This is a genomic window from Thiogranum longum (assembly GCF_004339085.1).
GTDB classification, from domain to species: Bacteria; Pseudomonadota; Gammaproteobacteria; order DSM-19610; family DSM-19610; genus Thiogranum; species Thiogranum longum.
The window spans coordinates 1,367,610-1,388,128 of sequence record NZ_SMFX01000001.1 but is presented as its reverse complement, the minus strand read 5'-3'; the positions used below and the strand labels follow the sequence as shown (position 1 = coordinate 1,388,128).

Genomic DNA, 20,519 nt, shown 5'->3' with positions numbered 1-20,519 from the left:
AAATCAGGCGATGCTTTCCTTCAGGTCGGCGCCGCGCAGGTCACAATACCGTGACGGATGGCCATATGCGTCAGCTCGACATCATTATCGACACCCAGCTTGTCGTACAGGCGGTAGCGGTAGGTACTGACGGTTTTCGGGCTCAGGCACAACAGGTCTGATATGTGGTGCACGCTCTGCCCTTGCGCCACCATCAGCATGACCTGCATCTCCCGTTGTGACAGCCGGTCAAACGGTGATTGTTCCTTGCCGGGTAACATGGACAAGGCCATTTCGCGGGCAATGTCTGCGCTGATATAGCGCTCTCCGCGCGCGACCGCGCGAATCGCATCGGTGATTTCATCGACATCGCAGTGTTTGGTCAGGTAGCCTGACGCTCCCGCTTCAAGCAGCTGTGCAGGGAAAGGGTCACTGACATCGACGGTAACCACCACCACACCGGTGTCGGGGCAGACGCGGCAAATCCGACGTGTGGCTTCCATTCCGCCAATGCCAGGAATCTGTACATCCATTAAAACAACATCCGGTTTTACACTACGCGCAAGTTCTACCGCCTCCTCCCCCGTGGAGGCCTCACCAACAACGCTAAACTGTGGATCATCCTCGAGCAGTCGCTGTATACCGCTGCGAACCAGTGACTGGTGATCGACCAGTAAAATTCGAATTTCAGATACCATAAACCTCGTTCCTTGTGGTTGTGCTGCATTGTTATACGGAAGATACCGTCCATTCCTTGAACGGCAAATTGCTGATGCCCGATAATTATTACGGACTGGCTGGATTATGCCGATACCGCATTTGAGCGTCCAGCCATCGGCATCGAACCGGGAACAGGGAAGACTGGTTGCTTACAAGCGCATATAACCCTGTTATTTACAGGGCTTAAGGGGAAGGTCGAGCCGGCGAAAATGGCGGAGAGGGAGGGATTCGAACCCTCGGAGGGCGTAAACCCTCGCCGGTTTTCAAGACCGGTACTTTCAACCGCTCAGTCACCTCTCCGTGCAGCGGGCGCAAGGATATACGATTTACCGGGGTTTCGGGAAGTCCTGTCTTGAAAATCGGGAACTTAGCCCCCATGTGTCCCTCAAAGCCTGCAAGTGAGGTATAATGAATCTCAATATTTCGTTAAAAGAGGAAAAGACGGGAAATGAATCGACTCGATAGCACAGTAATCCGGTCGCAAGGCTCTGCCCTTTCGACCAACAAGGTACTGAAAAATACCTACATATTACTCTCCATGACGCTGCTGTTCAGTGCGTTGATGGCTGGCCTGTCTATGACCATGACAGTCTCACCCGGCATGTCGATGTTTGCTTCGCTGGGCGCCCTGGCGCTGATCTGGCTGGTATTGCCTCGTACTGAAAATTCCACGGCAGGTATCTTTGTCGTTTTCGCCATTACCGGCTTGCTCGGTTTCGGGCTTGGGCCATTACTCAGTTACCAGTTCGCCATTCCCGGCGGTGCACGCATTGTCGGCACGGCACTGGGCGGAACCGGTCTTGTATTTCTGGGTCTATCTGGTTACGCGCTAACCAGCAAGCGGGATTTCAGCTTCATGGGCGGCTTCCTGTTTGCCGGTCTGATCGTGGTGCTGATCGCCGCTGTCGCCAATATCTTCCTGGCCATACCGGTACTGCAGCTGACCATCTCTGCGGCCATTGTAATGTTGATGAGTGGCCTGATCCTGTTTGATACCAGCCGTATCGTCAATGGTGGCGAAACCAACTACATCCGTGCGACCGTAGGACTGTACCTGAACCTGTACAACCTGTTCGTCGCCCTGTTGCACCTGTTGTCAGCATTTTCGGGTCGCGACTGATCTGCTGCTGTAAGCCGGACTAATTTGTAGAACCATCATGTCGCAGGCCATACCCCAGGGTATGGCCTGTTTTTGTCGGGAGCCTGAAAATGCCGATGTGGTCAAAAATTCTGCTGGCGATTTTCCTGGTCATCATGATCGTGAAACTGTGGCCTGCGGCAAAGCACATGATGAAGCACGGCCCGAAAGGATCGGCGGATGACTGGAAAGCGGCACTGCTGCCGATCGCGGCAGTCGTGGGTTTTGTGATTTTCCTGATTTTAATGGTTCGTGGATAAGCTGGATTTTACTGCCGGTACTTCCTGAAAGATTGTTTCAGGGGTATCCTCTCTTTTATATCAAGTTGTTTTCCTTAAATTTTCTATGTGATTTTAGTGGCGGGACAAAACCATGGTTGAGATGACATCCTACGAAGAGCACCCCTTTGCCGAATACATTCGCATTATCGGCAAGGGCAAAAACGGTGCGCGCCCACTCACCGAGGAAGAAGCCTGGAAGGCCATGTGCATGATCCTTCGGGATGAGGTCGAACCCGTACAGATGGGCGCCTTCCTTATGCTCATGCGGATGAAAGAGGAAACACCCGAAGAAGTTTCAGGCTTCGTTCGGGCAACCCGCGATTGCATCGAGATCCCCGAAGATGCGCCACAGGTTGACCTTGACTGGTCATCGTATGCCGGCAAGCGCCGTCACCTGCCCTGGTTCATTCTGTCCACCCTGCTGCTGGCGCAAAACGGCACCACTGTCTTTATGCACGGCGCCAGCGGACACACCAATGGCCGAATCTATACCCGCGACGTGCTTGCCGCACTGGGTATAACGCCCTGCACGTCCATCGCCGAAGCCTGCAGCCGGATGAAGCAGGAAAACTTTGCCTACCTGGACATTGAATTCCTGTGTCCGAAAATGCACGAGATTATCGAACTGCGCCCGCTGATGGGCCTGCGTTCACCGGTACACACCATTGCACGCAGCATTAATCCCTTCCATGCACCAAATGTCATGCAGGGTATTTTTCACCCGGGTTACCGACCGGTGCACCAGGAAGCTGCCCAGCTTCTGGGTGAAGCCAACGTAGCGGTCATCAAGGGTGAAGGTGGTGAGATTGAACGTAACCCCGACATCCCCTGCCTTGTCCAGCGCGTTCAACACGGCCGGTTAGTTGAAGAGGAATGGCCGGCGTTGTTTAAACAACGCCACGTCAAGGCAGATAACCTCGACGTACAACAGCTGGCGGGGCTGTGGCGCGGTGAAATTGAGGATGAGTACGGTGAGGCCGCCGTCATCAGTACTGCAGCCATTGCTCTCCAGCTGATGGGCAAGGCCGAAACTGCCGACGAAGCGCTGGAACTTGCGCATGCCTTGTGGGAAAACCGCGCCCGGGACAAAACCCTGGCAGCCTGATTCTTCAGTCGCTAAACGTATCCAGCAAACCACTGGCGGATGACGGGCAGACAAATACGCTGCCCTGGGCTTCCTTGAAGCCCATACTGTCCAGTGCGCCAAGTTGCTCGTCGGCCTCCACACCAACGGCAGCAACCTCTATACCGGCACCCCGGGCGAACGCCAGTGAGCCCGACATAATTGCCTGGGCAACCGCGTCATCCATCACACCACCGACCAGCGACTGGTCCATTTTGATCAGTGACACCGGCAAGCGTACCAGGTCTGCCAGCGACAACGCCGTTACGCCGAAATGGTCAATGGCAATACTGACGCCTGCATTCCGGAGTTCCGGCAACAGACGTGAAAGCGAACTGACGTGTTCTTTTAAAACCTGTTCGGAAAATTCAAGCTGCAACAGGACCGGGGGCAGATCCGCATCATAGACAGCATCCAGAACGGACAGCACAAAGCCTCCATCTTCCAGTTGTCGTCCTGATACATTGACGCAGACACGCACACCGTGATGGCCTGCTTTCATCAGCCTGGTACCAAACTTACAGGTATCATGCAACAGGCTTTCGCCAATTGGCACGATAAGTCCACTGTCTTCGAGCAGATCGAGAAACTCTGCCGGATACAGCACATGTTGCTCATCCCGCTCCCAGCGCAACAAGGCTTCCATGCCCACCAGTGTTCGGCTCTCCATGTTAAACACAGGCTGATACACAACGACAAATTCGCCATTCCTGTAGGCCTGATGCAACTCCCTGATTAATTTGTAGTACTCCATTTCGCTGGCACCGGCAACAATGCCGGGTGCCGTTACCGCATCCATGCCATTATCAAAAGCCTGCCTGGCGCGTAACTCCGCCAGTCGCCACAATTGCGTGGCATCTCCCCGGTCCTGCGGGTGTACTGCGATCCCCACACACAAGGTCAACTCGAAACGGGATTGGGCGATGCACAGTGACGGCGAAAGTGCCGCCTGGAATTTTTCCACCATGAGCGCGGCAAGGCCGGGTTCAGTCACATCCTCGGAAAGAATTGCGAGCCTGCCGTCATCAAGTCTGCACACCGAATCGCAGGCCCTCAGACAACTGCAGACGCGCTGACAGGCCAACTCCAGAATGCTGTCATGATGTTGCCCGGCCTGGTTATCCTTGTGTCTGAACCGGATTACAAACAGCATCACCCCCGCACCGGAACGTTGTGCCCGCCTCAGACCCTGTTCACAGCGATCCATAAGAATGCGGTAGTCACAGTACCTTGTCCCGACAAGGTGTTCCGAGAACAGGGGTTCAATGTCCTTCCAGAATGATGCTTCGCGTATATTCAAATAACCCTGCCCGCTTTATTTTGCACGCTTTACCGGTGCCTGATATTCGAACACGAAGCTATCATCCTCCGGTACGTCAAACCGTGAACTGGCGCACGGCTCCCGCAGGGAAGCCTGCCTGCAGCAGTGCATCTGCAAACGGCCGTCCGCCAGCCATTCAACACCACATGACTGGCGTAATGCAGTTGTTCTGCCAGGAATAAAAAATCCCGCTGTGCGCAGAGACTGGATCAAATCCGTTTCGTCCCCGTCAAATGACCTTGCATTGACCAGTAGCCAGTCATCCTCGGCCAGCATGTAAACAGGATCCCTATCGTCGAATTCATCATATTCAAGCTGGTAACGTGTTTGTACGTCCCAGCCTAAACGTCGATAAAGCACTTCATGCCGGAATGCGAACATATCCAGCAGCACACTCTGACCAAAATGTGGGGTATCGCCACCACCGAGCAGAATTTTGCACATGAGCCATCCTCCCTGTGTAATACGGGAGTCAGTTAATCGTTTTGAGAGGTGGGTAGTAACTGTCAGATTTAACAGGTTACGGTTACTGCCGTGCAGGCAGCGCGGGTAAAGCTATGGCATTGGCAGGTTTGCCGCGTATTAGCCGAACTGGGGTTCGATAATACCCAGCGCAACAGCACGGGCAACCGCCTGCTGACGGTTATTGACACCCAGCTTGTGCTGAACATTCTGCAGGTGAAAGGTTACTGTGCGTTCTGAAATACTGAGAATCTGTGACGTTTCCCAGGCTGTTTTTCCCTCTGTTACCCACAGCATGCACTCCTTTTGCAGGCGTGGCTCAGGCAAAGCCTGCAGGCTTTCGCTCGCGAAACTCAGCATGGCGAAATCGCCCTGCGCGGTATGCAGTGGAAAACTGACACCGCTGTTAATACCAAAGTCACGGGCTTCACTCATAAAACGCCTGACTTCGGCCTTGTCACTGCGCAACAGACTTTCACCATCCCAGCGGTAGGGTGTGACATTGTGCGCACAATATCGGTTATTGTTACTTTATCGCGCTTCCTGCGCGCGAGGTAGACGAAAGTATATACGAACAGTATATTACTTACAGTTCAGGCTATGGAACCTGAATGCAGCGCGTATTTTTTCAATATACTCTTGAAAGATCATAGTGATACTACATAATAAGAGAATTGTGGTTATTATATGGCAGGAATCAGTGACAAGCGCGAACGCCTGATCAGTGCAGCCGACAAACTTATTCTTCAGCAAGGCTTCAAGCAGAACACCCTCGCGGATATTGCCAACGATGCGCGCGTACCCCTCGGGAATGTCTACTACTATTTCAAAATCAAGTTAGCCAGCTAACATGGAGAGATGACGAATGAGCCAGCAAAGTCTGTCTGATCAAACCCGTGAGGCCCTGGAGGCCTTTGTTGCAAATCTGCCGGCCGCCCAACAGGAAACCGTCGGTAAGGCATTTGAATCGCTGATGGCGTCAGATACCGCTGACAACGCTGTCAACGTGGGCGGCAAAGCGCCGGATTTCACACTGCCTTCTGTAACAAATGAAGATCTGACACTGAGCGACGCACTCAGTGACGGGCCTGTGGTTCTGAGCTTTTACCGTGGCTCCTGGTGTCCATTCTGCAACCTGGAGCTGAATGCATTACAACGACGCGTAGAAGACATAAAGGCCTGTGGCGCACGCCTGATCGCTGTCTCACCGGAAAAACCGGACAGTTCGCTGACACACGCACAAAAACTCGACCTGACATTCGACGTGCTATCCGACATGCATAACAGGATCGCGGCTGAGTATGGTCTGATCATGGACGTACACGAAACCCTGCGCCCGCTGTATCTGGAATGGGGTCTGGACCTTCCAGCCGCCAACCTGGATGAAAGCTGGCAGTTGCCGGTACCGGCAACTTATGTCATCGATCGTGACCGTACCGTGCGCGCTGCCCATATTGACAAAAACTACACCTCGCGCATGGAGCCTGACGAGATTATCAAGGCGCTCCGGTCCCTGTAACGCGCTGCACACGCACGTGTAGAAGTCGACTGTAGCGGTAACCCGCCTCTGTCACTACAATGGCGCACTCTTCTGACAGCATTCCTGGATAACAGCATGGCCGAACTCGCCAAAGACGGTACTCCTGCAACACCCCGCGCCATTCGCCTGACGGACTACCGACCACCGGCCTACCAGGTCGAAACGGTTGAACTGCGCTTTGAACTGGACCCGGCGAATACCCGCGTGCATTGCCGCATGACCGTGAGCCGCAACCCGGCCTGTAAAGTGCAGGGGCATGAACTGAACCTGTACGGAAAAGATGTTGAACTGGTCAGACTCAGTGTCGATGGTATCGAGCGTGATAAAAACACCTGGGTCATCGACGATGAGACGCTGACACTGTCCGGCATGCCTGAACGTGCCGTCGTCGAAATCGAAACCCTCATCCACCCGGACAGCAATACAGCACTGGAAGGCCTGTACGTCTCCAGCGGAATGTTCTGCACACAGTGTGAGGCAGAAGGCTTCCGTCGTATTACCTGGTTCCCTGACCGGCCGGATGTCATGGCACGCTATACCACCACCCTGGTCGCCGAAAAGACAAACTACCCCGTACTGTTATCCAACGGCAACCCGATAAAGCGGGGCGAACTCGACGATGGCCGTCACTGGGCAACCTGGGAAGACCCGTTTCCCAAGCCCAGTTACCTGTTTGCCCTGGTAGCCGGCGACCTCGCCTGCATTGAGGGAGATTTCACCACCCGCTCTGGCCGCAAGGTAGACATCCGCATTTATGTCGAGCACGAAAACCGTCACAAATGCGAGCACGCCATGGACTCGATCAAACAGGCCATGCGCTGGGACGAAGAGACATTCGGCCGTGAATATGATCTGGATATTTTCATGATCGTCGCGGTCAACGACTTCAACATGGGTGCAATGGAGAACAAGGGCCTGAATATCTTCAACTCATCCTGCGTACTGGCCAGCCCGGAAACTGCCACCGATGCCGACTACTACAATATCCAGAGTATTATCGGCCATGAATACTTCCACAACTGGTCGGGTAACCGGGTCACCTGTCGTGACTGGTTCCAGTTGAGTCTCAAGGAAGGCTTTACCGTCTACCGTGACCAGGAGTTCAGTGCCGACCTGAACTCGCACCCGGTCAAGCGTATCAATGACGTCAATATTTTGCGTGCACACCAGTTCGCCCAGGACGCCAGTCCGATGGCGCATCCGGTACGGCCCGACAGCTATATCGAGATCAGCAACTTCTACACCGTCACAGTCTATAACAAGGGCGCAGAAGTGGTGCGTATGATACGTACGCTACTCGGCGCAGAAACATTCCGCCAGGGCTGTGACCTGTATTTTGAACGCCATGATGGCCAGGCTGTAACAACCGATGATTTTGTCGCTGCGATGGAGGATGCCAGCGGCATCGACCTGACCCGTTTCAAACGCTGGTACAGCCAGGCTGGCACCCCGGTTATAGATGTGGAAGACCACTATGATCCGCAACAGCAACGCTATCAGCTGACACTGCGCCAGCACTGTCCTGCTACACCCGGGCAAGCGGATAAAAAACCGTTCCATATCCCACTGCTGACCGCGCTGCTGTCTGGCGATGGCAGCCCCCTGCCCCTGCAGCTTGAAGGCACCTCCGACAGCATGGCTCCACAGCACGAAATGCTGCTCGAATTGTTCGATCAGGAACAGCGCTTCACCTTCACGGGTGTCGCTGAACGGCCCACGCCATCCCTGCTGCGCGGATTCACCGCACCGGTACGACTGGCCATTCACCGTGATGAGCAGACCCTCGCCTTCCTGCTTGCCAATGACAGCGATCCCTTCAACCGCTGGGATGCCGGACAGACGCTTGCTGTCAATGTCCTGCTGAAACTGGTTGATGCTTCACAAAAACAACAAACGCTGGACATCGACGCAACTGTGATCGAAGCGTTCCGGGCGACACTCAACGACCCGCGACTGGACATGGCCCTGATCGTCCAGGCGCTGAGCCTGCCATCGGAAGCTTACCTTGCCGATCAATCCGAATCGGTCGATGTCGATGCCATCCATGCTGCACGCATGTACTTCAGAAAAACGCTTGCCGAACAACTCTATGACGATTTCGCCAGGCGTTACCAGGCATTGCAAAGCGATGCGCCCTACCGCTTTGATGCAAACGATATGGCGCAACGCTCACTGAAAAACCTGTGCCTGTCATGGATGATGGAAACAGAAAAACAACAGGCCCGTGAGCTGTGTGTACAGCAATTTGAACAATCCAGTAATATGACTGACACACTGGCTGCTCTCAGCACACTGGCACAACACGATTTTCCCGAGCGCGAGAAAGCACTCGAAGACTTCTATACGCAATGGAAAGATGATCCGCAGGTGGTGGAAAAATGGTTTGCCATCCAGGCCGGATCACGCCTGCCCGAGACACTGCAGCGAGTTACTGCATTACTGGAACACCCGGCCTTTACTCTGAAGAACCCCAACAAGGTACGCGCCCTGATCGGACGCTTCTGCCAGGGTAACCCGGTACGGTTCCACGCGGCCGACGGACGCGGTTACCGGTTCCTCGCCGATCGCGTACTTGAGCTGGACAGCATGAACCCGCAAATCGCGGCCCGCCTGGTCAGCGCACTGAGTCGCTGGAAACGCTATGACCCCACCCGCCAGCATCACATGACACAGCAGCTGGAACGTATCCTGTCACACGAACCGCTCTCGAGGGATGTATTCGAAATCGTCTCGAAAAGCCTGGACGCTAGCCCTAAAATTACCTGATGACCTTGAATCCACGACATTTGTCCCCATCTGTGTAACAACCGTATTCAGACAGGGAGCGACTGCCCGTGACACAACCTATTCACCTGGTCTGTCCACACTGCGATGCCATCAACCGCATTCCCGCAGACCGGATCGATCACAAACCGACTTGTGGCAAGTGCAAAAAACCGTTGTTTACCGGACATCCGGTTGAACTGAATGATGGTAATTTTGCCCGTCATATCAGCAACAACGACCTGCCCGTGGTGGTGGATTTCTGGGCACCCTGGTGTGGCCCGTGCAAGATGATGGCGCCACATTTCGAGTCGGCAGCCAGACAGCTTGAACCGCGCGTACGGCTTGCCAAACTCAATACCGAACAGGCACAAGGTACGGCGGCAAAATACGGTATACGCAGCATCCCGACACTCGCCGTATTTAAAAACGGACGAGAAGTCACGCGCCAGGCCGGCGCCATGGATGCTCGCTCGCTCAACCAGTGGATTCAGTCACAACTCCGCTAGTCACCCGGCGCATTCATCCTCGGGAGGCAGGCAGTTCAGCGCCTGCCCGATGATCTCGATACCGGCGTCTGGCTGATGCACCTGTTCACTCAGGGTGCGTCGCCAGGCGCGTGCGCCAGGGCAACCCTGGAACAGCCCCAGGATATGGCGGGTGATGGCGTGCAAACGAACGCCTTCTGCCAGCTGTTGTTCTATATAGGGCAGCAACCGGTACACTACGGCGTGTCGTGTTGGCATTTGTGAAACTCCCGACAACCTCATCTCGAGCCGGGCCAGAAACCACGGGTTGTGGTAGGCCTCCCGGCCGATCATCACACCGTCAACGTTTTGCAGGTGAGTGACAACCTCTTCCAGGGTTTTCACACCGCCGTTGATATGAATCTCGAGTCCGGGGAAGTCCTGCTTGAGGCGGTACACGCGTGAATAATCAAGCGGCGGGACTTCACGATTCTGTTTGGGGCTCAGACCTTTCAGCCACGCCTTGCGTGCGTGAACGTACAGGCGCGACACACCTGCTTCAGCCAGTCTGGCGGTAAAATCATGCAGGATGGCATAACTGTCCTGCTCATCCACGCCCAGCCGGCACTTGACCGTGACCGGGATATCCACGGTCTCGCGCATGGCCGCAACCGAAGCTGCCACGGTAGCCGGTTCCAGCATCAGGCAGGCGCCAAAACGTCCGGACTGAACCCGGTCACTCGGACACCCTGCATTCAGATTCACTTCATTAAAGCCCGCCCGCTCTGACCATTCCGCGCACAGTGCCAATGCCTGCGGGTCGCTGCCTCCAAGCTGAACAGCAACGGGCTGCTCCGCCGGATGGTGTCGCAGAAAGCGCTCACGATCACCGTGCGTCAGCGCGCCAGTGGTGATCATCTCGGTAAACAGACGCGCCGACGGCGCCAGCAGGCGTAAAAAATAGCGGCAATGCTGGTCTGTCCAGTCCAGCATGGGTGCAACCGAGACTGAACGTGGGTCTGGTTTCATGGCGCCTATTGTAGTGAAAATGTCCAGATTTCCGAAGTGCTTAGACTACACTGTTGCAGTAACTTGCCGTTAAAGAGACGGGCACCGACCCAGGTACTATCAAAACAGGGAGAATACAGGTAATGACCATACCAGACACAGGGTTTATGTTCCGCTCACTGGAGTTCCTGGCATCATTTTTCGTCATCCTGGTGGGGCTGGTAGTCATCACGATTGTCATCGTCTTCATCATAGACATCACCCAGACCAAGCAGGCGATCCGGCGCAACTACCCTGTCATTGCGCACTTCCGCTATTTCTTCGAGGAACTGGGCAAATTTTTCCGCCAGTATTTCTTTGCCATGGATCGCGAGGAGATGCCCTTCAATCGTGCCGACCGCTCCTGGGTCTATCGCGCGGCAAAGGATCTCGACAACACCACGGCATTTGGCTCCACGCGCACCCTGTCACCGCCGGGTACCGTTCTGTTCGTCAACTGTCCGTTTCCGACGCTCGGCACCGATGCCGCCAAACCCCGTGACATCACGATCGGACCTGAATGTGAAAACCCTTATGTCACCGATTCCTTGTTCAATATTTCCGGCATGAGCTACGGCGCGCTTTCAAAACCTGCCGTGCAGGCATTGTCTGCCGGTGCTGCAAAAAGTGATTGCTGGATGAATACCGGCGAAGGCGGTCTGTCGCCATACCACCTGGAAGGTGGTGCCGATATCGTGTTCCAGATCGGCACGGCGAAATATGGCGTACGCGATGAACACGGCAATCTCAGCGATGACAAGTTACGCGAAGTTGCAGCCCACGAACAGGTAAAAATGTTCGAGATAAAACTCAGCCAGGGCGCCAAACCCGGCAAAGGCGGCATACTGCCCGGCGCCAAGGTGACAGAAGAAATTGCAAAGATACGTGGCATACCTGTTGGCGAGGATTCGATCAGCCCCAACCGGCACCCGGATATCAACTCTGTTGCCGACCTGCTGAATATGATTGAACACATCCGCACAGTGACCGGCAAACCGGTTGGCTTCAAGGCGGTGATCGGCGCCTATGGCTGGCTGGATGAACTGTTTCTTGAGGTCAACAAGCGCGGCCAGCAGGCCGCACCTGACTTCATTACCGTCGACAGTTCCGATGGTGGCACTGGCGCCGCCCCCATGAGCCTGATGGATTACATGGGTCTGCCCATCCAGGAAAGCCTGCCTCTGGTCACCGACAAGCTTACCGAACACGGCCTGAAAGACCGCGTCAAGGTCATCGCCTCCGGCAAGCTGGTAACACCGGCAGAAGTCGCCTGGGCACTGTGTGTCGGTGCCGATTTCGTGGTTTCGGCCCGCGGTTTCATGTTTGCCCTGGGTTGTATCCAGGCGCTGCATTGCAACAAGAATACCTGTCCGACCGGTATCACCACCCATGACCGGCGGCTGCAAAAGGGCCTGGTGCCGAAAATAAAGGCAACGCGTGTCACCAATTATGTGAAAAATATGGTGTATGAAATCGGTGTCATTTCACACTCATGCGGGGTACGCGAGCCACGCGAACTCAAACGTTTCCATGCACGTATTGTGACCGAAAGTGGCCAGTCCCTGTCGCTGGACGACATGTATTCCGACCACGCCATGCGCGCCATGCTCAAACGCCAGGGCGGCACCCCATGAATCCGGTACAAAATAACGCTATGATGTGCGGCACCGGAACATAAACAGAAAGGATCGAAGCCGTGTCGGAAAGTAAAATTCTTGTAACAGGGGGGGCTGGCTATATTGGCAGCCATGTTGTGCGTATGTTGACCGGGGCCGGGCGGCCCGTTGTCGTACTGGATAATCTTTCTACCGGTTTTCGCGATGCGGTGATCGGTGCGGAACTGGTTGAGGGCGATACAGGGGACAAGGCACTGGTCAGCAAGGTGCTCGCGGATCACAACGTCGATACTGTCCTGCACTTTGCAGCACATACCATCGTTCCTGAATCTGTCGAAAAGCCGCTCAAGTACTATGGCAACAATACCTGCTGTACCCGCAACCTGCTGGAATGCTGCTCTGAAGCCGGTGTAAAACATTTTATCTTTTCGTCGACGGCTGCGGTCTATGGTATTCCCGAGGACTCGATGTGTACCGAGGACAGCCCTCTGTCGCCCATCAACCCGTACGGCACGTCAAAGCTGATGAGCGAGATGATGTTGCGCGACCTCGGCAAAGCCACTGACATGCGCCATGTGATTTTGCGTTACTTCAATGTGGCCGGCTCCGACCCGGAAGGCCGTATCGGTCAGTCCACCGAGAAAGCGACGCTGCTCATCAAGGTGGCAGCAGAAGTTGCTGTCGGCAAGCGTGAACAGCTGTATGTGTTCGGCACGGATTACCCGACACCGGATGGTACCGGGGTGCGGGATTACATTCATGTTGATGACCTTGCCGATGCACACATCAAGGCGGTGGACTACCTGGCCGGTGGTGGAGCGTCCGTTACGCTCAACTGCGGCTACGGTCACGGCTACAGTGTCAAGGAAGTGATCGATTCGGTGAACCGTGTCAACGGAACCTCGATCAAGGTCATCGAAGAAGCACGACGTGCCGGAGACCCGCCTGCGCTGATCGCAAAGGCCGATCGGGCGCGTGAAGTGCTGGGCTGGACGCCACGTCATGACGATCTCGATTTTATCGTCAAAACGTCACTGGAGTGGGAACGCAAGCTGGCGGGGTAAAACCTTCTCATCACACCGGCACAGAGCCTGCCGGACTCGATCCGGTACCGGTGCCCATATTAGGGAACCTCTGATTAATTAATTTCCGTCATTCTGGCGTATGCCAGAATCCAGTGGTTTCAATGAGATGGATACCGGCCTGCGCCGGTATGACGGATTATTCAGAGGTTCCTTAGAAGATATCAGGCCGAGGCCAGCACCTTCTGTTCACGTCGGTGGCGCACGGCATCGGCCAGTTTTTCCAGCAACGGCACCGTATCTTCCCAGCTGATACAGGCATCGGTAATGCTCTTGCCGTATTCCAGTTCACCACCCGGCTCACTGTTCTGGCGGCCTTCCTTGAGGTGACTTTCGATCATGGCACCGACGATACGGCTATCACCGGAAGCAATCTGCCCTGCCACGTCATCACCTACGGTCAACTGGCGCTTAAACTGTTTACAGCTGTTTCCATGGCTGAAATCAACCATCAGTCGCGTGGGCAACCCGGCTTTTTCAAGCTGCTCCGACGCAGCAGCAACAGCCGCAGCGTCATAGTTTGGCTCAAGACCACCACGTAAAATAATATGGCAGTCTTCATTTCCGGAGGTCGAGAAAATCGCCGAGCGACCCTGTTTTGTCAACGCCAGGAAGTTGTGCGGTTGTGAAGCAGAACGAATCGCATCAATCGCAATGCTCATCGAACCATCGGTTCCGTTCTTGAAACCCACGGCACAGGACAATCCCGATGCCAGTTCGCGATGTACCTGACTTTCCGTGGTACGCGCACCGATCGCGCCCCAGCTGATCAGGTCAGAAACATATTGCGGCGACATGAGGTCAAGGTATTCCGTTGCAGCAGGAATCCCGTTGTCGTTGAGTTCCAGCAAAAGCTTACGCGCCAGCCTCAGACCCTTGTTGATATTGAAACTTCCATCAAGATCCGGATCATTGATCAAACCCTTCCAGCCAACCGTGGTACGCGGCTTTTCGAAGTACACGCGCATGACAATCAGCAAGTCATCGGAAAGCCTTTCACGCACGGCCTTCAGACGGTCGCCGTATTCCAGCGCTGCAGCAGGATCATGAATGGAACAGGGGCCAACGATAACCAGCACCCTGTCGTCCTCACCGTGAAGAATGCGGTGAATGGCCTGGCGGGTCTCGTGGGTGGTATGTGAAGCCGCTTCCGTCACCGGGAATTCGGCATGCAGCTCCGCATAGGGAACCACTTCGCGCATTTCAACAATTCTCAGATCGTCGGTCTGGTAAGGCATGATCAAAATATCAGTATTCAGTCTATGGGTCTGGATTCCGGCCTGCGCCGCAATGACGAATCAATCAGGGCTTCCCTAACGCCCTGAACTGCATGGGGTTTGGCCCATGACAGCAATAAAGCGCAGCATTATACACTACCCACCCGGGTTTGTTTCTGTCGTCCGGGGGACCGTGCGGACAAACAGGTAATTTCGGTGATCCGTCGTCACCTTGCGGCAGGGGTAGCGGTTGAACTCCCGACACGCTATTCGACGTCCGTCGTGCAGGAAAAAGCCTTCATAGCCCAGGCCGGACAGAAAATCGAACAACTTGCCCTGTCCAGCCTCGCGGTGATGACATTCCACCTGTAAAACCGGAGAAGTGCTTTTCAGCAACTGTTCGGCCCCCTGCATCACGGCCAGCTCATGCCCTTCCACATCGCACTTGATGTATGCCACCTTTCCCAGGCCGGATTCAGCGGCAAAAACATCCAGTGTTGTGCAAGGCACGCTGATAGCTTCAGTATCCGGCATGGCCTCGAACGAGGCATCCCCCGCACCAGCACTGCGACGATACAGCGGGGTATCGCCCGGCTGCGCAGACAGGGCACGAGTGACCAGTTCGACATTGGACAGGGAAAAACCGGCCATGACATCCTGCAGATGCTTTTCAAGTTCAGGCTGGGGCTCGAAGGCGATAACCCGTCCTTCCGGACCCACTGCGCGCGACATCCAGTAACTGTACACGCCCTTGTTGGCGCCGATGTCGATGACGGTCTGTCCGCTGAGGGGAAGTGACTGCATGAAGCGGATTTCTTCGGCTTCCTTGCGCCGGCGATAACGGCGAAACCGGAGTTGCATATGCAGCTTGTCAAACAGGTTCATGAACAGGACCAGGTGCCGGGTGAGTTAATTCACCCGGCGCATCATAGTCGACTGCTCTGAACAGCTCCACCGGAGAAAGCACTCACTGTCATTGCGAGCGCAGCGCGGCAATCTCCCAAAATCTGGCACCAGGCCAGAAAGATTGCCGCGCTGCGCTCGCAATGACGGAGTTTCAGACGCTTGCTAGTGTTTTCCCGGTTCCAGGGCCGCTCCTCTGCGCTCCTCGGCAATATACGCCTGCAGGGCGATCATACGCGGGTCATCCGCGGCCAGTGGTTCACTTTCCAGCGGGTTCTGGATACACCAGTTAATCATCTCCCACAGTTCCGCCACGCGACCCAGCTGTTGCTGAAATTTCGGGTAGGTCTCCGGGTGAGTGTTGCTGGCATTGGGATGACACTGGTCACAGGACACGGTGTTCACACTGGGCAGACCGCCGTGAAACAGTTTCTCGCCCTTGTTCACTACCGTCATATACTCCTGCTGCCAGCGTGCAAGGTCTTCTTTGGTAAATTCATCCGCCTGTGCGGGTGAAGCCAGTGCCAGTACCAACAGGGACGTAATCGCCGCCAGGGCACGATTGATTTTTCTGTTCATCATCACCTGCTCCTTCAAAAGTGTTTCTGCGGGGGAATACGCTTGTCCGGTTCCTGGTACTTCGTGTCTACCGGGTGCCCGGCCTTCTCGTCAAATACGACCTTGCGGTTGGTATTGTCCGGCAGAATATAATTCACATCCGCCCGCCCGCTGTGGACATCGATAAACTGCCAGCCGGTTGCATCGCGCTCAAAGAACGGGTCGGCCCGGTTCATATCGACCGTCAGCCTGGGCATGTAGCTGGCCTTCTGCCGGTAGGTGGCCGGATAGGGCCAGGGCCATGCTGTTGCCATGGCTGAATGGAAGCTGATATTGCCGATCTGGTTGGTCTGTATCTGGTGAACGTGTCCATACAGCACGGTCACCTTGTCGAACGGCTTGAGCAGTGCCTGCACCTGTTCGGCATCGTCGGTCCAGAAGTTCCAGCCCTTGTAGATCTTCTGAAGCGGCGAGTGCGAGAACACCACTACCGGCGTGTCCTTGCTGACCTTGTCCAGGTCTTTTTTCAGCCAGTCGCGCTGCGCATCACCGACCATGAAAGGCTGGCCGTTCGGGTTATCCAGTCTTGCCATCTGCTTCATACGATCCATACCGGAATCCCATTTCTGATGCATCCAGCTTTCATGGGTAAGAATACTGTTCAGCACCACAAAATGGACGCCCTTGTGGTCGAAGCTGTAATGGTCCGGCCCCAGTTGTTTGCGCCAGTAGTCACCGAGGTCAACGTAGTAATCGTGCTCACCCATAACGTAGTGTGTTTTCCCACGCAGGGCACCGAGAATTTCCAGACCATGATCGATTTCTTCCGGCTTGCCCAGCTGGGCAATGTCACCACCGTAAAACACGAAGTCAGGGCGCGGGTCCAGCAGGTTCGCTTCCGCGACCGCACGAGTCAGGCCACGGTCCCAGTTGCGCACAAATTTGTTGCCCTTGATCTGGGTAATGTGTGAATCAGAAATATAGGCGAACGTGAACGTGTCCTCGCTGCCCTTGCCGAACGCCAGTTCCACCATGGTGAGTGGAAGCGTACTGGCGGCCAGCAGTGCGCCACTCTGCTTTAAAAACTTACGACGACTGTTGTTGCTCATGACGTTCTCCTCAACGTTTGGTGAAGCGGTCCAGGTCAGGACTGGTCAGCGCTTTCATAAATTCGACGAGATCACTTTTTTCGTCGTCACTCAGGTCGAGCGGGCGGATACCGCCACTCAGAAAAGCGGATACCGGGTCAGTTTCCTTGACCCGTCCACCGTTGTTATAGAAATCCACCACATCGGCCAGTGTTTCCAGACTGCCGTCGTGCATGTAGGGGCCGGTCTTGTCAATGTTGCGCAGGGTCGGCGTCTTGAAAGCACCAACCTCGGTGATATTCTCCGTCACTGCAAAGCGACCCAGCTCAGACATGTTCTGCCTTGTCAGCACAGTCACATCGACATCCGCACCCTTGCGCTTGTCATGCAGGAACTGCTCGGCCGTCAGCGCTTCCTTGCCACGAATCTTCTTGAACCCGACACCGATGTTATGAAAACGGTTATCCATAAACAGCGCCTGCGTCTGTTCGATTCTGTGGCAGGACACACAACGTCCCTTGCCGGTAAAAACAGCCAGCCCACGGGTCTGCTCCGGGGTCATGGCTTTCTCGTCACCGGCAAAATAATAACGATCAAAAGGTGAATCGCCGGCCACAACCGTGCGCTCAAAACTGGCAATGGCCTTTGCGACATGATCCATGTTGATGGTGGAGGCATCGACACCGAAGACGTCTTTAAACGCCTCTACATAATCACTGTCCTTGCGGATCACAGCCAGGATCGGCCCATGATCCGGAAGACCACCCTCGACCGGGTTGATCGGTGGCTGTTTTGACTGGCCTTCCAGGTCCGGTTCGCGACCGTCCCAGAACAGTGTCTTCATGTAGGCCGAGTTGATGACGGTTGGCGCATTACGGGTACCGGTCATTCCATTGAATCCTTTCGATACCGGCAAGTTGTCGGTAAAAGCCTTCGCCTGTGAATGACAGGTGGCGCAACTGACTTTTCCATCGGCACTGAAACGGGCGTCGTGGAACAACTTGTCGCCCAGTGCGATTTTTTCCGGTGTCTGTGGATTACTCTCAGGGACGGGTACAGGCGGCAGACCCAGTGGTGCAGCTAACGCGCCGCCCACCACACTGCCGAATACCAGCACAATGGCAAGTTTCTTTATCATCTCAAGCCCTCCTTTGACTTGAAGGCAAGTCTAGACCCGGTCTAAAGAGGTTGCCAATTGGATTTAGCAAGTGGTGTAATAGCCAACGCCTATCAATGGAACCGAGATATGAACCTTTCCGAACTGCGTTATGTGATCGCACTTGCCCGGGAGCGGCATTTCGGGCGCGCGGCAGCTTCGTGCTTTGTCAGCCAGCCAACGCTCAGCATAGCGGTAAAGAAGCTTGAAAAAGAGCTTGGCATCGCGCTATTCGAGCGAGCCAGTCATGAGGTCCGGATTACGCCTGCGGGTGAACGCGTCGTTGAAAAGGCGCAACAGGCACTGGAAGCTGTTGAGTCAGTCCGCCAGGTGGCCCGCAGTGAAGGTGACCAGTTGGCAGGCCCGCTACGGATTGGTGCTATTTTCACCATTGGACCCTACCTGTTTCCTGACCTTATCCCGAACCTGTCCGAGCGTGCACCTGAAATGCCGCTTATCGTGGAGGAAAACTACACGGCGGTGCTGGCGGAAAAACTCAAGCAGGGTGACCTGGACGTCATCGTCATCTCGTTACCTTTCGATGAACCGAACATTCTCACCCTGCCACTGTACGAAGAGCCCTTTGTTATTCTTCTGCCTGCCTCACACCCGTTGACAGCACGGAACACCCTGCGCTCCGGGAACCTGGAAGGTGAAACGATTCTGATGCTCGGCGCCGGCCACTGTTTTCGGGACCAGGTCATTGAAGCCTGCCCCGCCTGTGCACCCCGGGCCATCGGCGAGGGCAATCCCGTATACACGGCAGAAGGCAGCTCGCTGGAAACCATCCGCCATATGGTCGCTTCTGGCATGGGTCTGACGGTACTGCCGTGCACTGCGGCTGGCGCAGATCGCTACTCACAACGCTTGCTGGCGATCCGCCGCTTTACCAAGCCGGCGCCCAGCCGCGTTGTGGCGCTGGCCTGGCGGGCAACATTCCCTCGCCCCCGGGTAATTGACGTCGTAAAAGAGGCCATTGCAGCTTCACAGCTGAGCTGCATACGCCCCCGATTGCGCAAGACACGGAAAACGAGCGCCGCCGGCTGACAAAAGGCACAAGAGGTATCACATGAACTGGTTAGGTGAAAAACTGGGCGGACTACTGGCACGATACCTTAAGCAACCGTCAAAAAACTATGAGCCATTTTCCGCCATTCACCCGGAAGCGTTGCAGAACTGCCTGCAAAAAGGCGACATTCTGCTGGTAGAAGGCAATCTGAGAATCAGTGCCGCCATCAAGTACGTCACCCAGTCCACCTGGTCACATGCCGCACTCTATGTAGGTGATGCACTGCCTACACCTCAAGATGGCTCCGAGCCGGCCACCCTGGTCGAAGCTGACCTGACCAGTGGAGTCGTTGCCGTACCCCTGTCCAGGTATGCCGGGTTCAATACCCGCATTTGTCGCCCGGTGAACCTGGACCCGAAAGACCTCGAAAAAGTGGTGCACTTTGCAATCAACAGCATTGGCGCAAAGTACGACCTGAAAAACGTGATAGATCTGGTGCGTTACCTGCTACCCAATCCCCCCGTACCGGTCCGTTGGCGCAGGCGTTTACTGGCTCTCGGCAGTGGTGATCCTACCCGCGCTATCTGTTCCACGCTGATTGCACAGGCTTACCAACTGATTGGCTACCCGATTTTGCCAAAAATAAAAGTCAGGAAAGTAGCGGGCCTGAGAGGAAGCTATTACACAAGGGAATACCTTCACATCAGGCACCACAGCTTGTATACACCCAGGGATTTCGATGTCTCCCCTTATTTTGAAATCGTCAAACCGACTATCGTAAAAAGCTTTGATTATAAAACCCTGCTGTGGGCAGAAGAGAGGCCGGTCCATAAACCGCTTAATCCTGAGACTGATCACTCGTAGTTTAAAAACATTACTGAGCCGCGTACGGCCATTTTTTTCGCAACGCCCGAAAGCCACCCGGAAACAGAATATTGCGCCGCCTCAACGGCTTAGCAGCAGTGCCCGCGCTGATTTCAGGCCCGGCGTCGCAAGGCATTAGCCCGCAAAGCCTGTTTGCAGTATCCTCACCGTACAAAGAGGCTGAA

The 20,519-nt window shown here is 55.1% G+C and carries 21 protein-coding genes, 1 tRNA gene and 1 pseudogene; 11 read left to right on the top strand and 12 right to left on the bottom strand.

The window, feature by feature from the left end; all coding sequences use genetic code 11:
- Positions 1 to 20: 20 nt before the first annotated feature.
- Positions 21 to 677 (bottom strand): UvrY/SirA/GacA family response regulator transcription factor, encoded by a 657-nt coding sequence (gene uvrY, locus DFR30_RS06990; RefSeq protein ID WP_132971974.1) that lies wholly within the window; start codon positions 675 to 677, stop codon positions 21 to 23.
- Between the two features lie 232 nt (positions 678 to 909).
- Positions 910 to 999: transfer RNA gene (locus DFR30_RS06985), tRNA-Ser, on the bottom strand.
- A gap of 148 nt (positions 1,000 to 1,147) precedes the next feature.
- On the opposite strand from DFR30_RS06985, the gene DFR30_RS06980 reads away from it, so the two are divergent.
- The 3 genes from DFR30_RS06980 (at position 1,148) to DFR30_RS06970 (ending at position 3,223) form a co-directional block, all read left to right on the top strand.
- Positions 1,148 to 1,819 carry a Bax inhibitor-1/YccA family protein gene (locus DFR30_RS06980; protein WP_132971973.1) on the top strand — a complete coding sequence of 224 codons (672 nt, stop codon included), beginning with the start codon at positions 1,148 to 1,150 and terminating at the stop codon, positions 1,817 to 1,819.
- A gap of 89 nt (positions 1,820 to 1,908) precedes the next feature.
- Positions 1,909 to 2,097: a hypothetical protein gene (locus tag DFR30_RS06975; RefSeq protein ID WP_207891835.1), complete on the top strand. Its 189-nt coding sequence runs from the start codon at positions 1,909 to 1,911 to the stop codon at positions 2,095 to 2,097.
- Between the two features lie 112 nt (positions 2,098 to 2,209).
- Positions 2,210 to 3,223 (top strand): glycosyl transferase family protein, encoded by a 1,014-nt coding sequence (locus DFR30_RS06970; RefSeq protein WP_132971972.1) that lies wholly within the window; start codon positions 2,210 to 2,212, stop codon positions 3,221 to 3,223.
- 4 nt (positions 3,224 to 3,227) lie between these two features.
- Here DFR30_RS06970 and DFR30_RS06965 read toward each other — a convergent pair whose 3' ends face one another.
- From DFR30_RS06965 to DFR30_RS14660, 4 genes and pseudogenes are all read right to left on the bottom strand, one after another.
- Positions 3,228 to 4,541: a GGDEF domain-containing phosphodiesterase gene (locus DFR30_RS06965; RefSeq protein WP_132971971.1), complete on the bottom strand. Its 1,314-nt coding sequence runs from the start codon at positions 4,539 to 4,541 to the stop codon at positions 3,228 to 3,230.
- A 15-nt stretch (positions 4,542 to 4,556) separates the two neighbouring features.
- Entirely contained in the window at positions 4,557 to 5,006 is a 450-nt protein-coding gene (locus tag DFR30_RS06960) for an acyl-homoserine-lactone synthase (protein ID WP_132971970.1), read from the bottom strand.
- A 138-nt stretch (positions 5,007 to 5,144) separates the two neighbouring features.
- A complete protein-coding gene (locus DFR30_RS14665) occupies positions 5,145 to 5,321 on the bottom strand; it encodes a LuxR C-terminal-related transcriptional regulator (protein WP_279386916.1) in 177 nt (58 codons plus the stop codon).
- A 6-nt stretch (positions 5,322 to 5,327) separates the two neighbouring features.
- Positions 5,328 to 5,531: pseudogene (locus DFR30_RS14660) on the bottom strand (autoinducer binding domain-containing protein); the annotation flags it as partial.
- A gap of 180 nt (positions 5,532 to 5,711) precedes the next feature.
- Between DFR30_RS14660 and DFR30_RS06950 the strand changes: the two are divergent.
- The 4 genes from DFR30_RS06950 (at position 5,712) to trxC (ending at position 9,836) form a co-directional block, all read left to right on the top strand.
- A complete protein-coding gene (locus DFR30_RS06950; RefSeq protein WP_132971968.1) occupies positions 5,712 to 5,873 on the top strand; it encodes a TetR/AcrR family transcriptional regulator in 162 nt (53 codons plus the stop codon).
- 16 nt (positions 5,874 to 5,889) lie between these two features.
- On the top strand, positions 5,890 to 6,543 hold the full coding sequence (locus DFR30_RS06945; protein ID WP_132971967.1) for a peroxiredoxin-like family protein: 654 nt from the start codon (positions 5,890 to 5,892) through the stop codon (positions 6,541 to 6,543).
- A gap of 96 nt (positions 6,544 to 6,639) precedes the next feature.
- Positions 6,640 to 9,330, top strand: coding sequence for an aminopeptidase N (gene pepN, locus DFR30_RS06940; RefSeq protein ID WP_132971966.1), 2,691 nt, complete (start codon positions 6,640 to 6,642; stop codon positions 9,328 to 9,330).
- Positions 9,331 to 9,398: 68 nt separating this feature from the next.
- The gene (gene trxC, locus DFR30_RS06935) at positions 9,399 to 9,836 is read left to right on the top strand and encodes a thioredoxin TrxC (protein ID WP_132971965.1); all 438 of its coding nucleotides are present in this window, start codon (positions 9,399 to 9,401) and stop codon (positions 9,834 to 9,836) included.
- On the opposite strand, the gene dusA is transcribed toward trxC, so the two are convergent.
- The gene (gene dusA / locus DFR30_RS06930) at positions 9,837 to 10,823 is read right to left on the bottom strand and encodes a tRNA dihydrouridine(20/20a) synthase DusA (protein WP_132971964.1); all 987 of its coding nucleotides are present in this window, start codon (positions 10,821 to 10,823) and stop codon (positions 9,837 to 9,839) included. It abuts the gene before it with no gap.
- A gap of 122 nt (positions 10,824 to 10,945) precedes the next feature.
- On the opposite strand from dusA, the gene DFR30_RS06925 reads away from it, so the two are divergent.
- On the top strand, positions 10,946 to 12,475 hold the full coding sequence (locus tag DFR30_RS06925) for an FMN-binding glutamate synthase family protein (RefSeq protein ID WP_243640693.1): 1,530 nt from the start codon (positions 10,946 to 10,948) through the stop codon (positions 12,473 to 12,475).
- Between the two features lie 62 nt (positions 12,476 to 12,537).
- Positions 12,538 to 13,521, top strand: coding sequence for a UDP-glucose 4-epimerase GalE (galE, locus tag DFR30_RS06920; protein WP_132971963.1), 984 nt, complete (start codon positions 12,538 to 12,540; stop codon positions 13,519 to 13,521).
- A gap of 182 nt (positions 13,522 to 13,703) precedes the next feature.
- On the opposite strand, the gene aroG is transcribed toward galE, so the two are convergent.
- From aroG to DFR30_RS06895, 5 genes are all read right to left on the bottom strand, one after another.
- Positions 13,704 to 14,777, bottom strand: coding sequence for a 3-deoxy-7-phosphoheptulonate synthase AroG (gene aroG / locus DFR30_RS06915; protein WP_132971962.1), 1,074 nt, complete (start codon positions 14,775 to 14,777; stop codon positions 13,704 to 13,706).
- A gap of 135 nt (positions 14,778 to 14,912) precedes the next feature.
- Positions 14,913 to 15,641: an FkbM family methyltransferase gene (locus DFR30_RS06910; protein WP_132971961.1), complete on the bottom strand. Its 729-nt coding sequence runs from the start codon at positions 15,639 to 15,641 to the stop codon at positions 14,913 to 14,915.
- A gap of 183 nt (positions 15,642 to 15,824) precedes the next feature.
- Positions 15,825 to 16,241 (bottom strand): hypothetical protein, encoded by a 417-nt coding sequence (locus DFR30_RS06905; RefSeq protein WP_207891834.1) that lies wholly within the window; start codon positions 16,239 to 16,241, stop codon positions 15,825 to 15,827.
- An 11-nt stretch (positions 16,242 to 16,252) separates the two neighbouring features.
- On the bottom strand, positions 16,253 to 17,326 hold the full coding sequence (locus DFR30_RS06900; protein WP_132971960.1) for a metallophosphoesterase family protein: 1,074 nt from the start codon (positions 17,324 to 17,326) through the stop codon (positions 16,253 to 16,255).
- A gap of 10 nt (positions 17,327 to 17,336) precedes the next feature.
- Positions 17,337 to 18,443, bottom strand: coding sequence for a cytochrome-c peroxidase (locus DFR30_RS06895; RefSeq protein ID WP_132971959.1), 1,107 nt, complete (start codon positions 18,441 to 18,443; stop codon positions 17,337 to 17,339).
- Between the two features lie 108 nt (positions 18,444 to 18,551).
- On the opposite strand from DFR30_RS06895, the gene DFR30_RS06890 reads away from it, so the two are divergent.
- Together DFR30_RS06890 and DFR30_RS06885 are read left to right on the top strand one after the other, a co-directional pair.
- Positions 18,552 to 19,508, top strand: coding sequence for a hydrogen peroxide-inducible genes activator (locus DFR30_RS06890; RefSeq protein ID WP_132971958.1), 957 nt, complete (start codon positions 18,552 to 18,554; stop codon positions 19,506 to 19,508).
- 22 nt (positions 19,509 to 19,530) lie between these two features.
- Positions 19,531 to 20,334 (top strand): YiiX/YebB-like N1pC/P60 family cysteine hydrolase, encoded by an 804-nt coding sequence (locus DFR30_RS06885; protein WP_132971957.1) that lies wholly within the window; start codon positions 19,531 to 19,533, stop codon positions 20,332 to 20,334.
- Positions 20,335 to 20,519 lie beyond the last annotated feature (185 nt).

Excerpts from the sequence above, each read along its gene's own strand:
- uvrY (WP_132971974.1), bottom strand. The coding sequence starts at position 677 with ATGGTATCTGAAATTCGAATTTTACTGGTCGATCACCAGTCACTGGTT.
- DFR30_RS06980 (WP_132971973.1), top strand. The coding sequence starts at position 1,148 with ATGAATCGACTCGATAGCACAGTAATCCGGTCGCAAGGCTCTGCCCTT.
- DFR30_RS06975 (WP_207891835.1), top strand. The coding sequence starts at position 1,909 with ATGCCGATGTGGTCAAAAATTCTGCTGGCGATTTTCCTGGTCATCATG.
- DFR30_RS06970 (WP_132971972.1), top strand. The coding sequence starts at position 2,210 with ATGGTTGAGATGACATCCTACGAAGAGCACCCCTTTGCCGAATACATT.
- DFR30_RS06960 (WP_132971970.1), bottom strand. The coding sequence starts at position 5,006 with ATGTGCAAAATTCTGCTCGGTGGTGGCGATACCCCACATTTTGGTCAG.
- DFR30_RS14665 (WP_279386916.1), bottom strand. The coding sequence starts at position 5,321 with ATGCTGTGGGTAACAGAGGGAAAAACAGCCTGGGAAACGTCACAGATT.
- DFR30_RS06950 (WP_132971968.1), top strand. The coding sequence starts at position 5,712 with ATGGCAGGAATCAGTGACAAGCGCGAACGCCTGATCAGTGCAGCCGAC.
- DFR30_RS06945 (WP_132971967.1), top strand. The coding sequence starts at position 5,890 with ATGAGCCAGCAAAGTCTGTCTGATCAAACCCGTGAGGCCCTGGAGGCC.
- pepN (WP_132971966.1), top strand. The coding sequence starts at position 6,640 with ATGGCCGAACTCGCCAAAGACGGTACTCCTGCAACACCCCGCGCCATT.
- dusA (WP_132971964.1), bottom strand. The coding sequence starts at position 10,823 with ATGAAACCAGACCCACGTTCAGTCTCGGTTGCACCCATGCTGGACTGG.
- DFR30_RS06925 (WP_243640693.1), top strand. The coding sequence starts at position 10,946 with ATGACCATACCAGACACAGGGTTTATGTTCCGCTCACTGGAGTTCCTG.
- aroG (WP_132971962.1), bottom strand. The coding sequence starts at position 14,777 with ATGCCTTACCAGACCGACGATCTGAGAATTGTTGAAATGCGCGAAGTG.
- DFR30_RS06910 (WP_132971961.1), bottom strand. The coding sequence starts at position 15,641 with ATGAACCTGTTTGACAAGCTGCATATGCAACTCCGGTTTCGCCGTTAT.
- DFR30_RS06905 (WP_207891834.1), bottom strand. The coding sequence starts at position 16,241 with ATGATGAACAGAAAAATCAATCGTGCCCTGGCGGCGATTACGTCCCTG.
- DFR30_RS06900 (WP_132971960.1), bottom strand. The coding sequence starts at position 17,326 with ATGAGCAACAACAGTCGTCGTAAGTTTTTAAAGCAGAGTGGCGCACTG.
- DFR30_RS06895 (WP_132971959.1), bottom strand. The coding sequence starts at position 18,443 with ATGATAAAGAAACTTGCCATTGTGCTGGTATTCGGCAGTGTGGTGGGC.
- DFR30_RS06890 (WP_132971958.1), top strand. The coding sequence starts at position 18,552 with ATGAACCTTTCCGAACTGCGTTATGTGATCGCACTTGCCCGGGAGCGG.
- DFR30_RS06885 (WP_132971957.1), top strand. The coding sequence starts at position 19,531 with ATGAACTGGTTAGGTGAAAAACTGGGCGGACTACTGGCACGATACCTT.